This is a genomic window from Candidatus Clostridium helianthi (assembly GCF_045310795.1).
Taxonomy (GTDB): domain Bacteria; phylum Bacillota; class Clostridia; order Clostridiales; family Clostridiaceae; genus Clostridium; species Clostridium helianthi.
On sequence record NZ_JBJIAB010000017.1, the window covers coordinates 1 to 21,353 of the forward strand.

General features: G+C 29.8%; 13 protein-coding genes. 3 read left to right on the forward strand and 10 right to left on the reverse strand.

Translation table 11 applies throughout. From position 1 onward, the window contains the following. Positions 1-269 precede the first annotated feature (269 nt). From ACJDTP_RS13865 to ACJDTP_RS13875, 3 genes are all read right to left on the reverse strand, one after another. A complete protein-coding gene (locus tag ACJDTP_RS13865; RefSeq protein WP_161223477.1) occupies positions 270-437 on the reverse strand; it encodes a hypothetical protein in 168 nt (55 codons plus the stop codon). 180 nt (positions 438-617) lie between these two features. Beyond that, positions 618-1,043 (reverse strand): GNAT family N-acetyltransferase, encoded by a 426-nt coding sequence (locus tag ACJDTP_RS13870; protein ID WP_023975768.1) that lies wholly within the window; start codon positions 1,041-1,043, stop codon positions 618-620. Positions 1,044-2,003: 960 nt separating this feature from the next. Continuing rightward, entirely contained in the window at positions 2,004-4,004 is a 2,001-nt protein-coding gene (locus ACJDTP_RS13875; RefSeq protein WP_406761536.1) for a methyl-accepting chemotaxis protein, read from the reverse strand. Between the two features lie 596 nt (positions 4,005-4,600). On the opposite strand from ACJDTP_RS13875, the gene ACJDTP_RS13880 reads away from it, so the two are divergent. Beyond that, positions 4,601-6,619 (forward strand): Na+/H+ antiporter, encoded by a 2,019-nt coding sequence (locus ACJDTP_RS13880; protein WP_039771356.1) that lies wholly within the window; start codon positions 4,601-4,603, stop codon positions 6,617-6,619. Positions 6,620-6,871: 252 nt separating this feature from the next. After that, a complete protein-coding gene (locus ACJDTP_RS13885; RefSeq protein WP_406761537.1) occupies positions 6,872-7,924 on the forward strand; it encodes a galactose ABC transporter substrate-binding protein in 1,053 nt (350 codons plus the stop codon). A gap of 274 nt (positions 7,925-8,198) precedes the next feature. Here ACJDTP_RS13885 and ACJDTP_RS13890 read toward each other — a convergent pair whose 3' ends face one another. Next, positions 8,199-8,927 (reverse strand): MORN repeat-containing protein, encoded by a 729-nt coding sequence (locus tag ACJDTP_RS13890; protein ID WP_406761538.1) that lies wholly within the window; start codon positions 8,925-8,927, stop codon positions 8,199-8,201. A 526-nt stretch (positions 8,928-9,453) separates the two neighbouring features. On the opposite strand from ACJDTP_RS13890, the gene ACJDTP_RS13895 reads away from it, so the two are divergent. Next, a complete protein-coding gene (locus tag ACJDTP_RS13895) occupies positions 9,454-11,049 on the forward strand; it encodes an NHL repeat-containing protein (RefSeq protein ID WP_406761539.1) in 1,596 nt (531 codons plus the stop codon). A gap of 257 nt (positions 11,050-11,306) precedes the next feature. On the opposite strand, the gene ACJDTP_RS13900 is transcribed toward ACJDTP_RS13895, so the two are convergent. The 6 genes from ACJDTP_RS13900 to ACJDTP_RS13925 form a co-directional block, all read right to left on the reverse strand. Further along, the gene (locus ACJDTP_RS13900) at positions 11,307-14,399 is read right to left on the reverse strand and encodes an efflux RND transporter permease subunit (protein WP_078116371.1); all 3,093 of its coding nucleotides are present in this window, start codon (positions 14,397-14,399) and stop codon (positions 11,307-11,309) included. 12 nt (positions 14,400-14,411) lie between these two features. Continuing rightward, complete coding sequence (locus tag ACJDTP_RS13905; protein ID WP_406761540.1) at positions 14,412-15,674, reverse strand: efflux RND transporter periplasmic adaptor subunit; 1,263 nt, start codon at positions 15,672-15,674, stop codon at positions 14,412-14,414. Between the two features lie 670 nt (positions 15,675-16,344). After that, positions 16,345-17,043: a response regulator transcription factor gene (locus ACJDTP_RS13910; RefSeq protein WP_078116369.1), complete on the reverse strand. Its 699-nt coding sequence runs from the start codon at positions 17,041-17,043 to the stop codon at positions 16,345-16,347. A 174-nt stretch (positions 17,044-17,217) separates the two neighbouring features. Next, positions 17,218-18,672 carry a sensor histidine kinase gene (locus ACJDTP_RS13915; RefSeq protein WP_406761541.1) on the reverse strand — a complete coding sequence of 485 codons (1,455 nt, stop codon included), beginning with the start codon at positions 18,670-18,672 and terminating at the stop codon, positions 17,218-17,220. Between the two features lie 468 nt (positions 18,673-19,140). Next, positions 19,141-20,688, reverse strand: coding sequence for a DHA2 family efflux MFS transporter permease subunit (locus ACJDTP_RS13920; RefSeq protein WP_406761542.1), 1,548 nt, complete (start codon positions 20,686-20,688; stop codon positions 19,141-19,143). 8 nt (positions 20,689-20,696) lie between these two features. Then, a complete protein-coding gene (locus ACJDTP_RS13925) occupies positions 20,697-21,350 on the reverse strand; it encodes an HlyD family secretion protein (RefSeq protein ID WP_077844219.1) in 654 nt (217 codons plus the stop codon). Positions 21,351-21,353 lie beyond the last annotated feature (3 nt).

Here is a 21,353-nt window from a genome sequence, read left to right on the forward strand (position 1 = left end):
TAGCTTACTCAAATAAAAATTGCTGGTTTACTTAAATGTATTTATCTTATTCTGTTCAATTTTCAAAGACCAATTTTTCTTTCTAAACCTTCTTGTTACAAGGCTTTACAAGTTTCTGTCGTTTCTGACAGCTTACTCAGTATATCATCGCTTTCAGACTTTGTCAACAACCTTTTTTTAAAACTTTTCAAACATTTTTCTCAAATATTTTATCAGCTTTAAGTTATTGAATTTTGTACTTTTCAGCGACGAATTACATCTTACCATCGTTATTTAATCTTGTCAACAACTTTCTCAAAAGATTTTTTCCCTTTCTTATAGGTATCTAATAAGATTAAGTTATTTCTAAAATCATGTCTCTTAACGACGTGTTTTATCATATCATCTGTATTATACTTATATTCTTCATTATTCATCCATTTAATGATATTATTCATAGTATTCGTCATATTTCTTCAAATTCATGGCTTTTATTGATATTGACACACTAGAAGTAGTTGTCCACATAGCATCTATTATAGTCAAATAAGTATATTATCGGTGTCATTATAATATTTATAGGGTTCCCTGTATGTGCATCTGGTATTTATATAATATCTACACATCTACTTTGTAGGCTAAATTCCCAAATTAAGTTCATTCGGAATAACAACCCATCCTATAGAATTAAAAGCTACTTCCATGTCATGATTACTGCTTTGCGTAAATATAAAACCAGTTTTTATTCCAATTTCCTTCAATTTTGCTAAAGAACGATCTAACATTCTTTTTTCGATTTCATTAACTCTATATTCACTATATATAGCAATATGATATATAAATCCTCTTATACCATCGCTGCCACATAATAAAGCTCCAATTACCTTTCCATCTTCGTTACATGCTACAGAGCTGGCTTTTGGATTCTTTTTTAAATATGTAATTAATTGTTCTTTAGTCACAGATTCTTCTAAAAATGATGAGCCAAAAATATCTCTCCACAGTTTAATTACTTGGTCTATATCAGATTCCTTCATAGCCTTCACCACTATAGTATTATTCATTTATCCCACTCCATTCCTATTCTTAAGTATTATATATTATTATATTGCAAAAATACTTCTTCATCATAATTCTAAAAATATTGCTAGAATTTCAGCCATAATTGTGAATTGTGAAATATGCATTGTAAACTGCAACATATATTTAATAGTAACACTCTATTATTTTATTGGATACATAAATATATTAAATATTGTTATATATTTAATATAGATAAATTATAAGTTAGATGATATCTCTCAACTAGAAATAAGCAAGGGTTTAAATCCAAATAATATTTTGAGCAGATTTATCTAATACAATATCACTAGAACTTATATAATTTAAAACTAAAAAATACTTTTTACATAGTCTAATCACCACGTAAAAAGTATTTTTATTATGTTGAATTATAGATATCCAAAATAGAACTTAGACTTATGCAATAACTTACCGAAAGGACAGGTACTCTGTTGTTTCGGTTACTGAGAATAAGTTGAGGCTTTCTAACATCATAAGTTGCACCATTTCAGCATGCTCCCGAGACAAGCTCGTGACAAGCAAAAATGGAACAACTTATGATGAAGAAATGCCTGCAACATATTCTCTAATGTAACACTGCAAAAAAGAGTACCTATCCTTTCTGATATAGCAGATTTTTCAAGCTATAAGTATAATTCTTAAATTGGATATCTATATAGATAAGCCAATTATAAGTTAGATTTATACTATGAAATATATCCTAACTAGAAATGGGTAATATACTTTTGTGGAATGTTTCATTGGTAATTTTGATGGATGTGATTCTTTGGCTATAAGTTGTTCCAAATGTGCTAGTTCAAAGCTTGTTCTTTGAGGCTAGCACTTTGGATGCAACTTTATAGCCTTAGAATCACCCATCATAATTACCTAGAAACTGGAACAAAAGTACATTATTCATTCCGGCGAGATATACGCATAAGTATAGATTATAGTTGGTTTATCTATATCTTAAATCTAGCTAATTCCTCTCCCAATTTTTCTGAAAGTGATTGAAGTTCCTCGGCATGCTTAGTGAATCTAATCATTGCAGAATCTATTTCTTCTGTTGATGCACTAACTTCCTCTGATGCAGCTGCAGTTTCTTGTGATATTGATGAAATATTTTCAATTTCAGCTATTACACTTTGTTTACTTCTATTTATATCAACTACAGATGCTTTTACCTCATTAACCTTAGCACTCATTACCCCAATTGATTTTATTATCTCTTTAAATATTTCCAGTGTCTTACCTACTGCTAATTCCTGTTCTTTTACCATATTCTCAGCAGTTACAATAGCACCTGTTGCTTTATCTGACTTATTTCTTATATTTACAATAATCTCCTTTATTTCTTCAGTAGATACTTTAGATTGTTCTGCAAGTTTTCTTATTTCCTCAGCCACAACAGCAAAGCCTTTTCCCGCTTCACCCGCACGAGCTGACTCTATGCTTGCATTTAATGCTAAAAGGTTTGTCTGTTCTGTTATTTGAGATATTTTTTCAGATATAGTATCTATTGTTTTAGTATTTTCAGCCATTTCTTGGACTATTCCATTAACTTCATCTGTAGCATTTTTCGTCTTATCTGATTTTTCTATCAAAGTGTCAATCATAGATAGTCCTTTTGCTCCTAATTCCTTAGTGTTTGCAGAAAGTTTGTCCATTTCATGTGAGTTTTCATTAATTTCATCCAACTTACCTGATAACTCATTCATTTCTAAAACCCCATGCTGAGCATTTTGTGACTGATTAACTGCACCATGTGAAACGTCTTCTATTGATTTGGATACTTCTTCTATTGATGCTGTTACCTCTTCTGACATATTCGCTAGGTTTGACGATGTCTCTAATACTGTTTTAGATGATTCTGTAACATTTTCTATAAGCTTTGATATATTAGATATCATATCATTAAAAGATTGTGACAGCTCCATAAATTCATCCTTTGTGGATAAATTTATCGATGCAGTTAAATCTCCCTTTGAAGTTTTTTCAAATACTTCTTTTAGCTTTTTAATATTTTGTGCTATACCTTTACTTAAAAATAATGATAGCATTATACAAATTATTAATATAACTAAAGATATGTATACTGTTGTCGCAAGTATTGAATCTGTATCATTAGTTACTTCTTTCTCATCAAGAGTAGCTACGACCTTCCATCCAGTAGTAGGGTTTGTCCCATATACTCCAAATTTCTTTGTATTATTAAATTCATATGTTAAAAATCCTGCATTATTATTTTTTACATCTTGCCAAAATGATTGCTTAGATGCTACATCTGTTCCAATTAAATCTTTATTCTTATGTGCTATCATATTTTTACCATCTATATCTGAAACAAATATATATCCGGTATTCCCTATTTTCTTAGTTGATATCTTTTCTGTAATTGCATCTAAAGATACGTTCATTGCACATACACCAACTAATTTTCCATCCTTTTCTACCGCCTTAGCTATAGCTACAACATTTTTTCCAGTTTGAGCACTTTTAAATGGTAAAGTTATTATAACTTGGTCTTTATGTTCTATTGCTTGTTTATACCAGTCCCTATCACTAGCCTTATATCCATCTGGCATTTTCTCACTAGGATATATTTCAAATTTATCATCTACACTTGCAAAATATGTACTAAAGATATCGTTATCACTTTCCTTGAAATCTTTTAACATACTAGCTATAGCTAAGTATGATTCATCTTTATCAGAATTAACAAAATTATAATTAGTTGATAATGCTTTAGTCATGCTTACAAACCCACTAAAATAGTTATCAATTCCGTCATTTAATTCTAAAAGAGTTTGTTGACTTGTAAGTTTCAATTTTTGATTAAGGATCGATTTAGCTTGTTCATTGGCACCAAATCCGAGAATTATCAAAGGAATTAAGCATATTCCTAATAAACTCATAACAAGCTTGGTTCTAATACTTTTTAGTTTAATTTTCTTTAACTTCATTATTATTTCCCCTTTATCGTAAGTATATTAAATATTTATAAATATTGTTGTACAAAATTTTATTATAAAGCAGTATTGCTATGCTATAAAAACAAAAAAGTCTCATTTCATAAATTTCATAAAACAAGACTCATTATAACTTTAATTATATTAACTTTTACCATCATTTAATCATATTGCCATTATATATGTAATGTCTTTTAGTGTCAATACTTATTGTTTTTATCGAAAATTGTTAGAATTCGTACTATTTGATCACCGATAAATGTTTTACTGTAAATTAGCAAATATTTTTTAATATATTTCAATTCACAATTCACAATTGCAGCTAAAATTCTTGTACTATTTTTAGAATTATCATGAATGATTATTTTTGCAATATATATTCTAAAAAATTAATTCATCAATTTATTAATGCTAAAAAATATATAGGTACAATATAAAATTGCATCATTAAATTTCAGAAATAAATCTGTTACATAAACTCTCAGCAATTTAATATACTATAATTAGTGTATTTTCTGTCAGCCTATTAAATTCCGCATTAAGCATTAATTATATGCTTTCACATAAATATTAAATAAGGAGGATTATATATGTTTACTTATATCTTAATATTATTAATTTGCATTTTACTATCAACTATAATAAGTAGATTTATACCTTCCTTATCAGTTCCTATTGTACAAATTGCAATTGGATCACTAATTGCAATAATACATTCAGAATTTAGTATTGAGCTGGATCCTCATACATTTCTAGTAATGTTTATTGCTCCTCTTCTTTTCCGTGATGGAAAAAATGCAGATAAAAGATCCCTGTGGAAACAGAGAAGAAATATTCTTTTAATGGCACTAGCTTTAGTAATCGCAACAGTAATATTAGTTGGATTAATTATAAATAAGTTAATTCCATCTATTTCATTACCTTCAGCTTTTGCACTTGCAGCTGCTTTATCTCCAACTGATTATGTTGCTGTCAGCGTACTTTCAAAAAAAATCTCACTTCCAAGGAAAGTGCTTCATCTTATTGAAGGCGAAGGACTTATGAATGACGCATCAGGACTAGTATCTTTTAAATTCGCATTAGCTGCAGCACTAACTGGAACATTCTCATTATTCGATGCAACTATAAGTTTTTTTATAGTCTCTATTGGAGGAATCATTGCAGGATTAGTCTTAGAGCATATTCTAATTAAATTCGAGCTTTGGATAAGAAGTCTTGGAATGGAAGATATTACAGTTGAAATACTACTTCAAATTCTAACACCATTTATAATATATCTTGTATCAGAGGAAGTATTTAAAGTCTCAGGTATATTAGCTGTGGTTGTAGCTGGAATGGTATATTCACTATCATCTAAAAAACTAAAGTTTAGAAATGCTAGACTAAATGCTGTATCAGAAAATACTTGGTCAGTTTTGGCCTACGTACTAAATGGTCTTATATTTATAATAGTTGGATTGCAGCTGCCAAATATAATTAAAATTGCTTTTTATGAAGCTACAATCAATAATTTTGAAGCTATCATTGATGTTTTATTAATAACATTATCCTTACTTACACTTAGATATCTATGGGTTTTATTTATGTATAAGTTTGGAGATAATGCCTGCAAAGCAGAAAAAAGAAGTGTTAAATTTCACGCTGCACTTTTAACTTCCCTTTCAGGAGTAAGAGGGGCTGTCACATTAGCTACAGTTCTTTCGATTCCTTTGGCATTAGAAAATGGTGAACCCTTTCCTGAGAGAACATTAATTTTATTTTTGTCCGTTGGGGTAATTCTAACTACACTTCTTATTACAACTTTCATATTACCCCTATTTGCTAACAAAAATATCCCTAAAGAGACCGATTATTTACAGATAATGAATAAAGCACAGATAAAAGTTTGGGCTAACACTATAAATAAATTAAAATTAGAAATTGATAATAAAAAGTACATTAATATGATTATAAGCGAGTATAAATATCGTATTCATCAATTAAAACGTGGAAATTCTTATTATAAGAACTGGAACAGGAGCAGCAAAGAGGAAAAGAAATGGATGCTTATATGTTTTAAAAAAGAAATTGAAAATACCAGAAAGATGTTACAAGAAAATAAGATAGATGAATCAACTGCATATTTTTACGAAAAATCAGTTAGGAATAAAATCAAATTAATGTCATCAGTTGAAGGTTTTTCGTTGATTTTCAAAGAGGCTTTAATGCGGATTTCTTCTTTAATTTTTAATATTAAAAAACTCAGGTATATATTAAGAGGAATTGAAAACAAAAAAAGAAGTGAACAGCAATTAAAAGACTTGGCCATGAAAGACCTTTATTCTACTAATGCAAAATACTTAATTCAATATGTTAAATCTATTATTACTCCTGAAAATGAAGAAACACTAAAGAAAATAATTTTATATTATCAAGGTGTCTATTGGGTTGCAAGCAAACCAATCTTAGGAAAGGCTAGCAAGTATGAAAAGAAAAAAATTCAAATTAAAGCAATGCAACTAGAAAGAAATACTATACAATCTTTATTTGAAAATGGAGATATAACTTGGAATATAGCATCTGAACTAAGAAAAAATCTAAATTATATTGAAAGTGATGTTTTAAGGTAATAGGCTTTTATTTTTATAAGCCTATTTTCTATTCTCTAGAAATTCATATTTAAGTTAAATCTATGAGAAGTTATTGGAGAGACTAATTCTCAAATCTACAGTTCCAGAGTCACCTACGATTTTTTATGTTATTTTACGTTTAGTGTTGCACTTCAAATCCTAAAAAATGATTTCCATATAGTATAAATTTTTCATTGAGAGATAATCTAATATTGAATATTATAATTTGACAAGTGTGCACGGAGGATTAAAATGAAGATATTAAAAAAGATACTGTCTCTTACTTTCATATCTATATTTTTATCATACATTATTAGCCAAACTACATATGCTAGCCCGGATATTAGTTCTCAAACTCCACTTAAAGTTGGTGTATTTTTAAATAGTTTTAGTGATCTATTTATTTCTAACGTAAAGAAAAACTTAGAGGATATTCAAAAACAAAATGAAAATAAAGTTCAATTTACTTTTTTTAATGCTAATGGAAACCAAGTTATTCAAAATGAAGATGTTGACAAAGCACTCAATGAGAATTTTAATCTTCTTGTATTAAATCCAGTCAGCACTAATATGGATCAGCTTCAAGATACTCTTAATAAAGTAGCACAAAAGAACATTCCATTAATTTTATACTATGCAAAAACTAAACCAATAGTAAATTTTATAAAAAATTATCATAATTCTGTTATTATTGATACAGATGTTGATCAGTCTGGAATTATTCAAGGCAAAATCATAGTAGATACATGGAATGCTAATAAAGAAAAATTAGATAAAAATAAAGATAATATAATTCAATATATTATGTTAAAGGGCCCATCTAATAGCCCAGAAACAATTGAAAGAACTAAATATTCTATATTAGCAATTAATGAAGCAGGAATAAAAACTCAAGAGCTTTTATCAATACCTTGCAATTGGGAAGAGGAATGCGGCAGAACTTCAATGGAATCAACTTTATTAACACTTGATGGTAAAATTGAAGCAATAATTTCTAATAATGATGCCATGGCAATAGGTGCCATTAAAACGCTCCAAAAATATGGTTATAATAAAGGTTATAACTCAAGAAACATTCCGACTGTTGGTATTGATGGTTTGCCAAAAGCTCAAGAATTAATTAATCAAGGTATTATGACAGGTACTGTTGTACAAGATTCAAATGCTCATGCTAATGCAATTTATACAATAGGAATGAATCTAATTTCTGGCAACACTCCTCTTAATGATACAAATTATAAATTTGATGAAAGTGGAGTTACAATTAACATCCCTTATCAGGAATATAAACCACAAAAGCAGTAGCTGAATTGCCTAACTACTGCTTATAAAATTATTCCCTAGTTTTTTCTTCCATCAATTCTATAATTGAAGCACATAATAAACAAAAAATACTAAATATAAATTCTATTTTATACCAAATAACTCTAAGCCCCCATTCTGAGTGCATATTCTTTAGAATATGTATTCTGAACCATGTCTGTTAAGGGGTTAAGAATTGCATACAGTTTAAATTTTTGCTTTACAAAATCACTATATATAATATATCTTTAGATTTGAAACTATCTTTTTATGTATCTTATCCTTGGAACTCACCATTTAAAAACTGCCCTTGCTTTTTTGTTCCATTTATCAAAATCAATGTGCCTGTCCCATCTTCTCTATCATGTTTAAATTCCCCTTCATATTTATTACCATTAGCATAAACTAATGTTCCCATTCCATTAATTTCTCCAGCCTTACACTCACCTTCGTATTTTGCACCATTTGCGTAATTAAATGTACCTCTTCCTTCTATTTTATCATTTACAAATTCACCTTTATAGATATTGCCAGTAGAATAAGTTAGTTCCCCATTGCCTTCCATTTTTCCATTTTTAAATTCACCTACATACACATCACCATCTGTATATACATATGTACCGCTTCCTTCCATTAATCCATTCTTGTATGAGCCTTCATATCTATCGCCATTAGGACTAGAATATATCCCTTTACCTTCCATTTCATCATTTGCAAACTCGCCTGTATATTTACAACCATTGGAATAAGTTAATGTACCTTTTCCTTCTCTTTTATTATTTTTAAATTCACCCACATATACATCACCATTTGCATAAGTATATGTTCCTACTCCGTCCTTCTTCTCACTCTTTATCTGTCCAACATATTTATCCCCATTAGAATAATCAATAGTCTTTTCTTTATTAGAATCACATGAAATAAGTAAACCTGAACCAAGTACAAGCAAAATTCCACTTATTATAATGGAAGAATAATTTCTTTTACTAAAAACACCACTTTTCATTTTATTACTCCTTTTTTCAATAACTGTCATTTTCATTTTCCATATTTTTTACATTAATAGTATTATAACATACTATGCTGACATTTTGTGCTCTAACTTAAATGCCTATATTACATTTAAGTTTCTGTGCTAATATCTATAGATTATGCATTAACTAGCTCTTTTAATAGATCTCCATGTATCTCCATGATTTTCAAATATACACTGCATAAAAATATTGGAACTAAATTTCACAAAAAATATATATTCTTTTGGCACAATATAACATATTTCTCAATCCTTTCTTGATTGAAAATTTTATTATTGGTATAATAAGGCATTATCAAAAAATAACTAGTCAACCGTTCTGTCTATTTGTACTTGTTATTCTATTTCATATGTTTAAAACTAATTTTTTGAAAATAGAATAACTTTATATTTGCTCAATATATCTAAAAACCCATATCATGAATATATATAAAAAAAACATGCTTAAAAATACAAGTTATGTGTATTGAATATTTTTTTACATTATGGAGGTAATAAAATGACATATATAGCTATTCTTTTGGTTATATTAAAATCTCACCCAGTGCTGAGTATTTGGGGATGTATTCTTTTTGGTATCATTAGTCAGTTTGCTTTCCCAAAAAAAGCCAAATTCTATTTAGCAAAATTTTCTATAATCTTTTTTGTGATTATTATTGCTAATATCTTTGTAGGACATTTTTTAACTAATATCATTATTGACAATTTTGGTGAAAAAGGGGAAGCTATGATTTTAGATAATTCGCCAACATCAGACCAATATAATAATGAAAGAGTCTATCGTTATAATGTTATGATTAAGCCAGAGAATGATGGCAATGCTATTTCAACTTACTTTTTATCATCAGATTTTAATATTGTTCATAACAATTCACTTAATAGATACTCCTATCCTTCAACTGGAGTCAAATTCAATGTAAAGTATATAAAAGCTTATCCAAAAGCTTTTGTTATTATAGCCAATGATGATAGTGAATATGGTAGACAAGTTCAGATTAATAAGTATTCATCAGAGAAATCTAAAATAGAAAATCAATTAAAAATGGACCCTGAAAACTCCGATCTTAAAGAAAAGCTTAAGGAATTGGATAATAAAATTCAATCTATTATTGATAGCAATAGTGGTAATACTAGTGAGAATGCAAAAAAACTTCAGCTTAACAATTATTTATCAGAAAAATCTAATATAGAAGATCAATTAAAACTTGATCCTGAAAACTCTACTCTCAAGAAAAAACTTGAAGAGTTAAACATAAAAATTCTTTCTATTAATAACAGTAATTTTTCTGGAGAATTAGTCGCTATATTCGGCGGGAAAGGTACAGATTCTGGGAAACTGAATGATGCAAGATATATTACAGTAGATTCTGATAATAATGTTTGGATAGCAGATTATACTGATGGGCGGATTCAGCAGTTTAATAACTCTGGTGAATTCATTAAGATGATTCAAATAAATGGAGATAAAAATGACTCTAAACTAATTAAAGGACTAGCTGCAGATATGAACGGAAATTTATATATCTCTTCTGGCAGCACGATTCAAAAATATAAAATAGCTGATGGTAGTTTATCAGCAACTTTTAAGGGAAATGATTATTATGGTCCTTTAGCAGTTGATAAGGATAATAATATATATTTGCTAACTTCTTCAGCAACAGAAAACACATTATTTAAGTTAAACTCTGATGGAGCAGTACTTGCTCGTTTTAATAATATTATAAAAAAAGCTAATCAAGATGATCCAGGTATGAATGCTGACTTGGCATTAGATAGTTCTGGTAATATCTATATCTTTAGTGAATATAGCAAAAAGATATATGTATATAATTCTAATGGAGATTTCGTTAAATATTTAGATTTAAAGCTTAATAATCAAGATATCAACATTGAGACAATTTCTATAGATAATAGCGATAATTTATATGTAAAAAATTTTAATGGAAATTATAAATTTGACCTTAATGGCAATTTACTTAACATTTTACCTGATAAAAATTACTATAGTACTGATGTGGATTCAAACAACAATATTTATATGTCTGATAATGATGATATATTTGAATATAATCTAAATGGTCCTACACAGGAATAAAGGATTGACTGGCCACAATGCTCTTTATGTAATTTTTGATTATCTTTAATGAATATTTCTCAATGTTCTGCAGATAATATAATTGTTCAGACTCAAACACAAAAAGAGATAGCAATTCCCCCATTCTCCCTGCTATCTCTTTTCTATATATTAAATTCTATTTTTTATCTTAATTCTTTAAACAATTCAAAGCTTTGCTTTCTATTAAATGCATTTGAATAATTTTATAATTTGAATAATCTCTTTTATCTTTCATTTTATAAACTTATATTTCCATTCATATCTTCTGTTCTTTGTGATTCTCTAGAATGAATCTTTTTTCTGAACTTTCTTTTCAAATCATCAAAAACTGTATACATGATTGGTACTACAAATAATGTTAAAATTGTAGAAGTAACTAATCCACCAATTACAGCTTCTGCCATTGGTGCACGCATTTCAGATCCCATGCCATTAGATACAGCAAGAGGAATCATTCCAAAGATCATAGCTAAAGTAGTCATAACTATTGGTCGCAATCTTATTAAACCCGATTGCTTGATAGCTTCTTCTCTTTCCATGCCTTCGTTAATTCTTTGTTTAGCTGCATCTATAAGCAATATTCCATTCTTTGCAACTAACCCCATAAGCATTATTATACCTATAATAGACATTAAACTTAATTGAGTTTTGCAAACAAATAAACCTAAAACAGCTCCAATTATTGCAAGTGGCAAAGAGAATAATATAGATATAGGATCAACGAAGCTTTCAAACTGTGCTGCCATAACTAAATATAAGAATAATGCAGCCATAGCCATTGCCTGCTCTAAACTTCCGAGGCTGCTTGTCATAGATCCCCCAGCTCCTCCTAAAGATACCGAAATACCTTCTGGCATATTCATTTGAGTTTGAATCTTTTTCATGAAGGAATTCATGAAAGTTCCTGAAGCTGAACCTGAAATATTACAAGATATCTGCATTTCTGCAAGTCTATCATATCTAGTCAACTGTGCTGACGCTGTTTCAAAAACCTCATCTGTTACTTCTGATAGAGGAACGAGCTTATTATTTGAACCTGAAACATAAACTTGTTTAAGATTATCAAGGCTTGCACGTTGATCTTTTTGTAAATATAATACTACGTTATCTCTATTTTTTCCATCATCATACTTAGTTACAGTCGTACCACTAAATAAAGTCTTTAACGTAGTCGCAGCATCCGAACTGCTTACTCCTAAATCTGCCGCTTTATCGCGATTAACTTCTAAAGCTATTTCTGGAAGACCTGATTTATCATTACTACTTATTTCTCTTACCCCAGACTCTTTAGCCAATTCTTCTTTTACTTTTTGTCCAAAAGCTTGAAGCTCTTCCCTATTGTCTCCAACAAGTTCAAAAGTTGCATCTTTTGATGATCTTCCACCACTTGCCATAGAGGCAGCTGCTACTGACACTTGTGCTCCTGGTATGTTCTGTAGATTTCCACTAAGTTTTCTAGCAAAATCTCTTGAATTTTCTTTACGTTTGTTTTTGTCTGTTAGTTCTATTTTAATTGATGAACTATTTTTTGAAACAGTAGTATACATACCACTGACCTCTGGATATTTCTTAATAATACTTTCAATTTGTTTAGCTTTTTCTGATGCATTATCTAATGTTATACCTGAATCAAAATTTGCACTTACAGTCACTTGATTATTATCTGTTGATGGCATCATAGTAAATCCAAGAGATGAAATAAGTGTAAGACTTCCTGCAAACATAACTCCTGCAACTATTATAATTATTAGTCTATGATGAAGAGACATAACTAAAAGCCTTGAATACTTATGCGCTAAGATATCAAACTTACTATTAAATCCCTTAAAGAATTTGCTAAGAATATTTTCTTTTTTATTTCTTTTTATTCTTAACATTTTAGATGATAGCATAGGCACAAGAGTAAAGGATATAAACAATGAGACTGCCATACTAAATACAACTGTTAGGCCAAATTGAAAGAAGTATCTTCCAATTGTTCCACTTACCATTGATACTGGTAAAAATACAGAGATAACAGCTGATGTTGTAGCTATTACGGCAAAGCCTATTTCAGACGTCGCTTCTCTAGCTGCCTCTCTTGGTGATTTCCCCATATGCAAATGTCGCACAATGTTTTCTATAACAACTATAGCATCATCTATCAAAAGTCCTACAGCAACTGATAATGCCATTAAAGTCATTGTATTTAGAGAAAAAGCTTTTACCTTCATGCAAACAAAAGTTGTTATTATTGAAATTGGAAGTGTTGTTGCACTTATAAGGGTACTTTCCCATTCATTTAAAAATAAGAATACTATGACAACTGCTAGTATACAACCATCCCTCATAGTTTCTAAAACACTATCTATTGTGCTTTGTATTGATACTGAATCATCACTTACAATATCAACATGCACCCCTTTTGGTAAAGATGATTTAAGCTTAGTCAATGTCTTTTTTACATCGTCTGCCAATTGAACAGTATTTGAACCAGATTGCTTAACTATATCAATACCAATTGCTGGCTTTCCATCGTAATATGCATAACTGCTTCTATCTGCAACTCCATCTTCTACTTCTGCAATATCTTTTACTCTGATTTCCGTACCATTTTTATTAGCTATTAAGATATTTTTAAAATCATCTACTTTTTTTATCTTACTGCTTATTTTAACAGAAATCTCATTATCTTTATCGGTGATTTTCCCCGTAGATTGGTCTACATTATCCTTTTTAATTGCATTTGATACATCAGTTGTTGCAAGTCCATACTTTAAAAGCTTATTATTATCTAATTTTATATGGATTTCCCTTGTATCTTCACCAGATATATTTACTGATCCAATACCAGACACTGTGTATAGTTTCTTTTCAATGGTATCAACAACATCTGATAATTGTTGGTTATCATCTAATCCGTAAACAGCAACAGATAAAATTGATGTTGCTGATGAATCAAATTTAGAAATAATCGGTGTATCTATGTCACTTGGTAGCCCCCTAATACTTGAAACTTTATCTCTCACTTCTTGAGCTGCAACTTCTGGATCTTTATCTAAATCGAATTGTATATTAGTCCTTGAACTTCCTTCTGTTACAGTTGATGTTATATGACTAACTCCCGAAATTTTCCCAACTGCATCTTCTACAGGTTTTGTAACATTTGTCTCTATATCTGTTGGAGATCCTCCTGTTTCTGTAATGGAAACTGAAACTGATGCATTCTCAGCTTCTGGCATGTCATTAACAACTAATCTTTCATAACATACCATACCCACAATCGCAAAAACTAACATGATAACTGTGATAAATACTGGTCTTTTAATACTAATATTTGCTATATTCACCTATGGTCCCTCCTACTTAGAAGTTGTGTCTTCTGTGCTGTCATCTTGCTTTACTACTGCATCTACTTCACTACCGTCTTGCAGTGTACTTGTATTTGAACAGATTATTTGATCTCCATCTTTAATGCCAGATGCTATTTCTACATTATTACCATTAGTTTCCCCAATAGTAATTTTAGTTTTCTTAGCCGTTCCATTATCATTAATAAAAACATAATAGTCACCTTCATTTCCTACCAAAGCATTAACTGGTACAGTGATTATTTCATTGTTTTGATCACTTACAAGCGTCACCTTTCCATAAATGCCTGGCGATAAAGACTTATCACTGTTATCTATTTTAACTTTGCAGTTAAATACCCTTGAAGTTGGATCAGCTGCTGCATCAATAGTTTGTATTGTTCCATTATGAGTTTGGTCACTTCCTTCAACTATAACGATAGCTGCCTGTCCTATTTTTACTTCACTTATTTTTTCTTGTGGTACCTGTATTGTTGCATATACGGATGATACATCATTAACAATTGCAAGAGCTGTACCTGTAGATGCCATTTGCCCAATATTCATACTTTTACCACTTATTACTCCACTTATTGGTGCTTTAATTACTGTATTAGCTAAATCACTTTGGTTTTTAGCTAAAGCTACCTTCTGTGCTTCTAAATTTGCTTTTGATGTTTCAATACTTGCCTGTGAACTTTGAATACTTGCATTTCCTGAATCATAATCTGCCTTAGCTGAGTTTAAAGTTTTTTCCGCTGCTTGAAGATCTGTTTGTGATATGGCTCCACCATCAAATAATGTTTTTTGTCTTTCGTAATTACGCTGAGCATCATCTAAATTAATTTTATATTTTTGCAGGGCTGCCTGGGATACATTTAAAGATTGCTCTGCTACTTCTACTTGTTTCTCATTTACAGCTATTTGAGCTTGTGCAGTTTTTATACTATTTTGTATATCTTGATCATCTAAAGTTGCTATTGTATCACCTGCATTTACATATTGTCCATTTTCAACTGATACGGAAACAATTTTCGCTGCTATTTTACTTGTTACTGTACCTTGTTGAACAGCCTCTAAACTAGCCTTGTATGCATCTCCTGCATTTTTTTCTACTGTTTTAGCTGTCTGTACTTCTACTGATGTTTTGCTTGCAACTGCTTGAGTTGATTTGCCTTTTGCACTTGCTGATAACCTACTTTTAAGTGCAATTGCTCCCCCTACCACAACTGCAATAATCACAGCATACACAACTATTTTTTTTACGTTTTTCATTGTGATCCTCCTCTATTTGTAACATCATATATTGCTTTTCTTATATAATTACTTCTATATCTTCTTTTGCTTCCACTCCTCTTAAAACACTCCTATTGATAATTTTCATTTTTGCTCATGTTTATTAAACTTCTGAGAATTTAACATTCAACTTATCTATAATTCTTAGAAGCATAATTTTATATAATCCCATTGTCATTAGTCATATTTCCATATTATGTAGAATACTATCAATCTGGGCATCTATGTATATTTTTTCATATCTTTATAAACAATTTCTAAACTTTTTTAGATTTTAAAATATAATCTAAAACTAACAATATAATTTTCAAGATAAAAACAGAAATGGCTACCCCACGCTCTCTTTTGATTACTTTTTTACAAGTTAACCTCAGCCTCATCTTATTTATATAATCGCCTTTGAAAACTCAAAAGTTTTATTCCATTCTAGTATTATAAATACTAGAAAATAAAAAGATCTTAGATTAATAAATTTATTATTAGTCTAAGACCTTTTCTTAATTTTATAGATATACAGTTTAAACATTTAACTTTTTAAATAAACATATTTACAAATTTTCCAAAACTTCAACATTACATATTCATTAAAAATTATAACTTAAATGTAAGTAATACTTCTTATCTCATTTGCTATATTTTTAATAATGAACTATAATTTAAATCTATATCCCGCGCCCCACACAGTCTCAATGAATTGAGGATTGCTGCTATCTTCCTCAATTTTATCTCTTATTCTATTAATATGCACAGTAACAGTTGCAACATCTGCAAAGGAATCCATACCCCAAATTCTGTCTAAAAGAATTGTTTTTGAAAATACGATATTAGGATTTGTTGCTAAAAATAACAGCAATTCAAATTCTTTGTTAGCCAATTTAACTTCTTTATCAGCTACATATACCCTTCGTTCCCTTTTTAATATTTTTAACCTTTTAAATACCATGACTCCATTACCTATATTGTCTTTTTTACCAATTGAAGTTAGTCTATCATAGCGTGAAAGATGTGCATTTACTCTAGCGACAAGCTCACTTGGATCAAAAGGCTTAACAATATAATCATCTGCTCCAATATTAAAACCTTTTATTTTATCTACCGAATCCTTTTTAGCTGTAACCATCAGTATAGGTATCTCCTTATTACTTCTTATCTCTTTGCAAAGCTGAAACCCATCTTTACTTGGAAGCATTAAATCAAGCAGTATTAAATCAAATTCCTTATTCAATGCAAAATTTAATCCGTCTTCTCCATTAAAGGCAATTTCAGTTTTAAATCCGCTTGCCTCAAGATAATCCCTTTCTAGTTCTGCAATCAATTTATCATCTTCTATTATCAATATTCTTCGCATCTTCTTTTCTCCCATTATGTTTATATGTAATTAAGCTTAATAAGCAATATAATTTTTCTTACCGCAATAAATATATAAACTCTAAATAATGTAATTCTTTTTTTATCGTTTAGTCCACAATTCCTTCTAGCTTAAGATATATTTTTATAAATTAACCTTTTTAGAATATATATGTTAAATTTTCTTATTAATCGGCAAAGTTATAATAATAGCTAATCCATTGTCATTTTTAGCAGTAATTGTACCATTATGAGCTTTTATTATATATTCGCAAATTGAAAGCCCAAGTCCACTTCCTTCACTTGAATTGGCTCTCGATTGGTCTTCCCTATAAAAACTAGCAAATAGTTTTGATAAATTTTCTTCTAAAACTCCTGGCCCATCATCCTTTATTTTTAAAACAACGCTGCCTTCCATTTCTTCTATGGTAATATCTACCTTACCATATTCTTGCACTTTGTATTTTACACTATTCTCGAGTATATTTGTAAGCACTCTTCGAATTTCTTCGAAATCCATTCTAATAAAAATATTATCTTTACAATTATTTTTATAAGTTAAATCAATACCCTTGCCTCTAAATTCTGGTATAGCATTACTAAAAAAATCTAAAAAGAACTCATTGCAATTTATATTTTCAAAGTTAAAAGGAAATTTTCCAGTATCTAATTTGTAAAAGAAAAATAATTTATCTACAAGATTGTCCATATCACAAGTTTTACTATATATAATTTCATAATACCTTTCACGTTTTTCATCTGTATTTGCAATTCCATCCTTTAATCCTTTTGAATATCCCTTAATTGTTGTTAATGGTGTACGTAAATCATGAGATATTCCTGCGGCCAATTCCTTTCTATTTTGCTCATATTTTAGCTGCATATCAATTGATTCTTTAAGCCTTACTCTCATCTTATCAAAATCCCTACAAACTTTTGCAAATTCATCTGTCCCTTTATAACTCAGCTTAAAATCAAGGTTTCCTTCTTCTATTTGCCCTGCGCCATAGCTTAGTAACTCTAAAGGTTTAATCAAACTTTTAGATACTCTTGATGATAATATACCATTAGTTAACATAATTATAAGCAGCGCTACTATGAATACAACCCCCATGTAACTTAATAGAAAAGTTCTTGCTTCTGCTTTCATTTGCTGTCTGCTCATTAAATTATTATTTGATTTTACAGCAAGCATATTAATATTTTTTCCATCTTTAGTTAAACTATTTTTAACTAAACTAATAGAATTAACCTCAAGAACTATAGAATCTGAAGATGTAAGAACGTCTCGTTCAAGCTTGGACATAGCATTTTTATCAGCATCAGTTATATTAGAAAATATCGTATCACCGTCACTCGTAATTATAAAGTCATAACCGGCATTTTTAAGATCTTCCTTCGTCTTGTTATAATCATTAATTTTATCATAATTATTCCTAATTTCTTTATTATACATAAATAAAGTTTTCTGAATAAATGATATTCCACTATCCTCTTCAAAAACTTTTATTTTCTTACCATATATCTCTGTAAATCCTTCTAGAACTCCAACTGCAATAACTACTATCAATATTGCTGGAACTATCAACATAAAAAGATTTGACATAGCCAGCCGTTTTTTTATCATCATAATTACAATATCTCCTTCTAATTTCCCTGTTAATCAAATACTTTCATTAAAGTATGCCCCTCTAAAATGGCTAATTTTTAGCTTACTCTCATAAATTAACATAAATAATATAAAATACCACTTTATTCATCGTTAATCAATGCTAGTGTTTTAATAATTCGATCATTCTAAACTAATCTATCAATAACTTCACAACCAATACGACACTTATAATAATATGACCTACTGCTATTATAAAACTACTCATTTTTACACATCTGCTCCTTATATCTATAAATTTTTACTTTATCTAGGCATGAGATGAAAGTATGACAGCTCCAAGGTCAATCTTTACCTTAGAGCTGTTATTATTAATGTATTAATAAATTTCATGAAAAATATTCTTACAATTGTAACTGCATATTTGTTAATTTTATATCATTCTGACAATTAATGATTTTATTCGTAAAATACCTTATTAAGTCGTTTTTATCCTTCTGCCACTACTGCATCTGTTTCTTCTTGTTTGCCTTGTTTTAATAAAAGTGTTGGAATTATTACAATAGCAGTTATGATTGAAATTATAAACATTGTCTCATTAAGCGCTTGAAGCTGTGCCTGACTTGCAACTTCCCCAAAAATCTTACTTAAATCAATTCCTTTAGCATCACTGCTTGATATCCCGCCCTTAATAAGTGCACCTTGAAGCATTTCAAATAGCTTCATGCTATTTTTATTAAAAGATGTCACTTGCGAAGCTAAGTTAGAATAATCAACCACATTTCTATGTTGCATAATACTTGTAATAATTGTGACACCTATGGAAGTCCCTACTTGCTTAACTGTATTAGTCAAAGCAGATGCATTTGACATTGCTGTCTTTGGTAATCCACTAAAACCTACGGTCTGAACTGGTGCCATAAGAAATCCTACGCCAAAACCTCTAATCATTAATAGGATTGTGATATCTATATTAGCAGTATCCAACGTAATTTTCGACATACTATAACTGTTAATGCCTATCAAAATCAACGCAAATACAGCAAATAACCTAACGTCAAATTTATTACCAATTTTTCCATATAAAATCATTGATATAGCTGTCGCTATTGCCTCTGGAAACAAAATCAAGCCTGTACTCATCGAATCAAGACCCTTTATTTGTTGAAGAAATATTGGCATCAGAAACACACCACCATAAAGCGCTAACATCGCAACATTCATTATAATATTACTCATACAGAATGTATAATTCTTTAAAAGTTTTAAATCAAGCAAGGGTTCTTCAATAAGTAATTCATTTACAACAAATATTAAAAGGCTGTAACATCCAACAATCATAAGAATGATATTTTTTATGTCGTTCCAGTCCAAATCACTTTTCCCAAGTACATAGAGAACGCATGACATTCCGATACTTGAAGTTAAAAATCCAATAATGTCGAATTTCTTTGAGGACTTATGTTCCGATTTCTTAAATATAAGTATAGCCATTATTGTAGCTGCTATTCCAACTGGAAGGTTTATAAAAAAGAGAAATCTCCAATTGAAATTTTGAATGATATATCCACCTAAACTTGGTCCTAGGGCAGGTGCCGCCATTACGCACATTCCCATTACCCCTATTGCCATTCCTAGCTCACTTTTATCAAAAGTAGTCATTAATATTGTCATACCAAGCGATATTATACAAGCTCCTCCAATTCCTTGAATTACTCTTGCAATTATCATTATAGTTTCATTCCATGAAATACCACATAGTAATGAACCTAAAGTAAATAAAATCAACGCAGTAACAAATACATTTTTAGTTCCAAATCTATCTCCAAAATAACTTGTTGACGGAATTGTAACTCCCAAAGTTAGAGTATATGCACTAACAACCCATTGTATTTGATCTATAGATGCATTAAATGTCTGCATCATTTTTGTGATAGAGATATTAATAATGCTTGTATCAAGATTTGCCATAAAAATTGCCATGATTACAACACTCATAATAAGCCATTTAGATGAAGATTCTTTTTTATTTTCCATACTTCCACCTACTTTATATGTATTTTTATATCTGCATTTGTACCAGGTAGAAGATTAGCATCATTTTTCTCAAATTCAATTTTTACAGGTACCTTTTGAACAACCTTAGTGAAAGTTCCACCAGAAGAGGATGGTAGAAGTGAAAATGCTGAATTTGAAGCTTTTCCTATATACTCAACTTTACCTTTAAATGATTTCCCTTCAAATTGATCAATTTTTATATCTACACTTTGTCCTTCATGTAATTTTTCAACCTTGATTTCTTCTATATTAGCAGTTATATAAAGCTTTTCTGGATCAGTCATTACAGCAAGTGTCGATCCAGCCGAAACATATTGTCCCTCCTCAGCTTCCTTTTTAATAATTATCCCATTAGTTGGTGCTCTAAGTAAGGCTGAATCAATATTAGCATCTGCTAAACCATTAGCATCTACACGACCTAAAATTTGATCTTTTACATCTTTGTCCCCCTCTTTTACATTAAATTCAAGAAGTTTACCTGATACTTGTGGAGTTATGCTGATAAAATCTCCATCAACCTTTGCATCTTCTGTTGAAACAAAGTTTTCATTGTTATACCAGTAATAAAACCCTACTCCACCAAGAGTAATTAACATTGCACATAATATTAATAAAATTATTGTTTTACGTTTTTCTTTCATCAC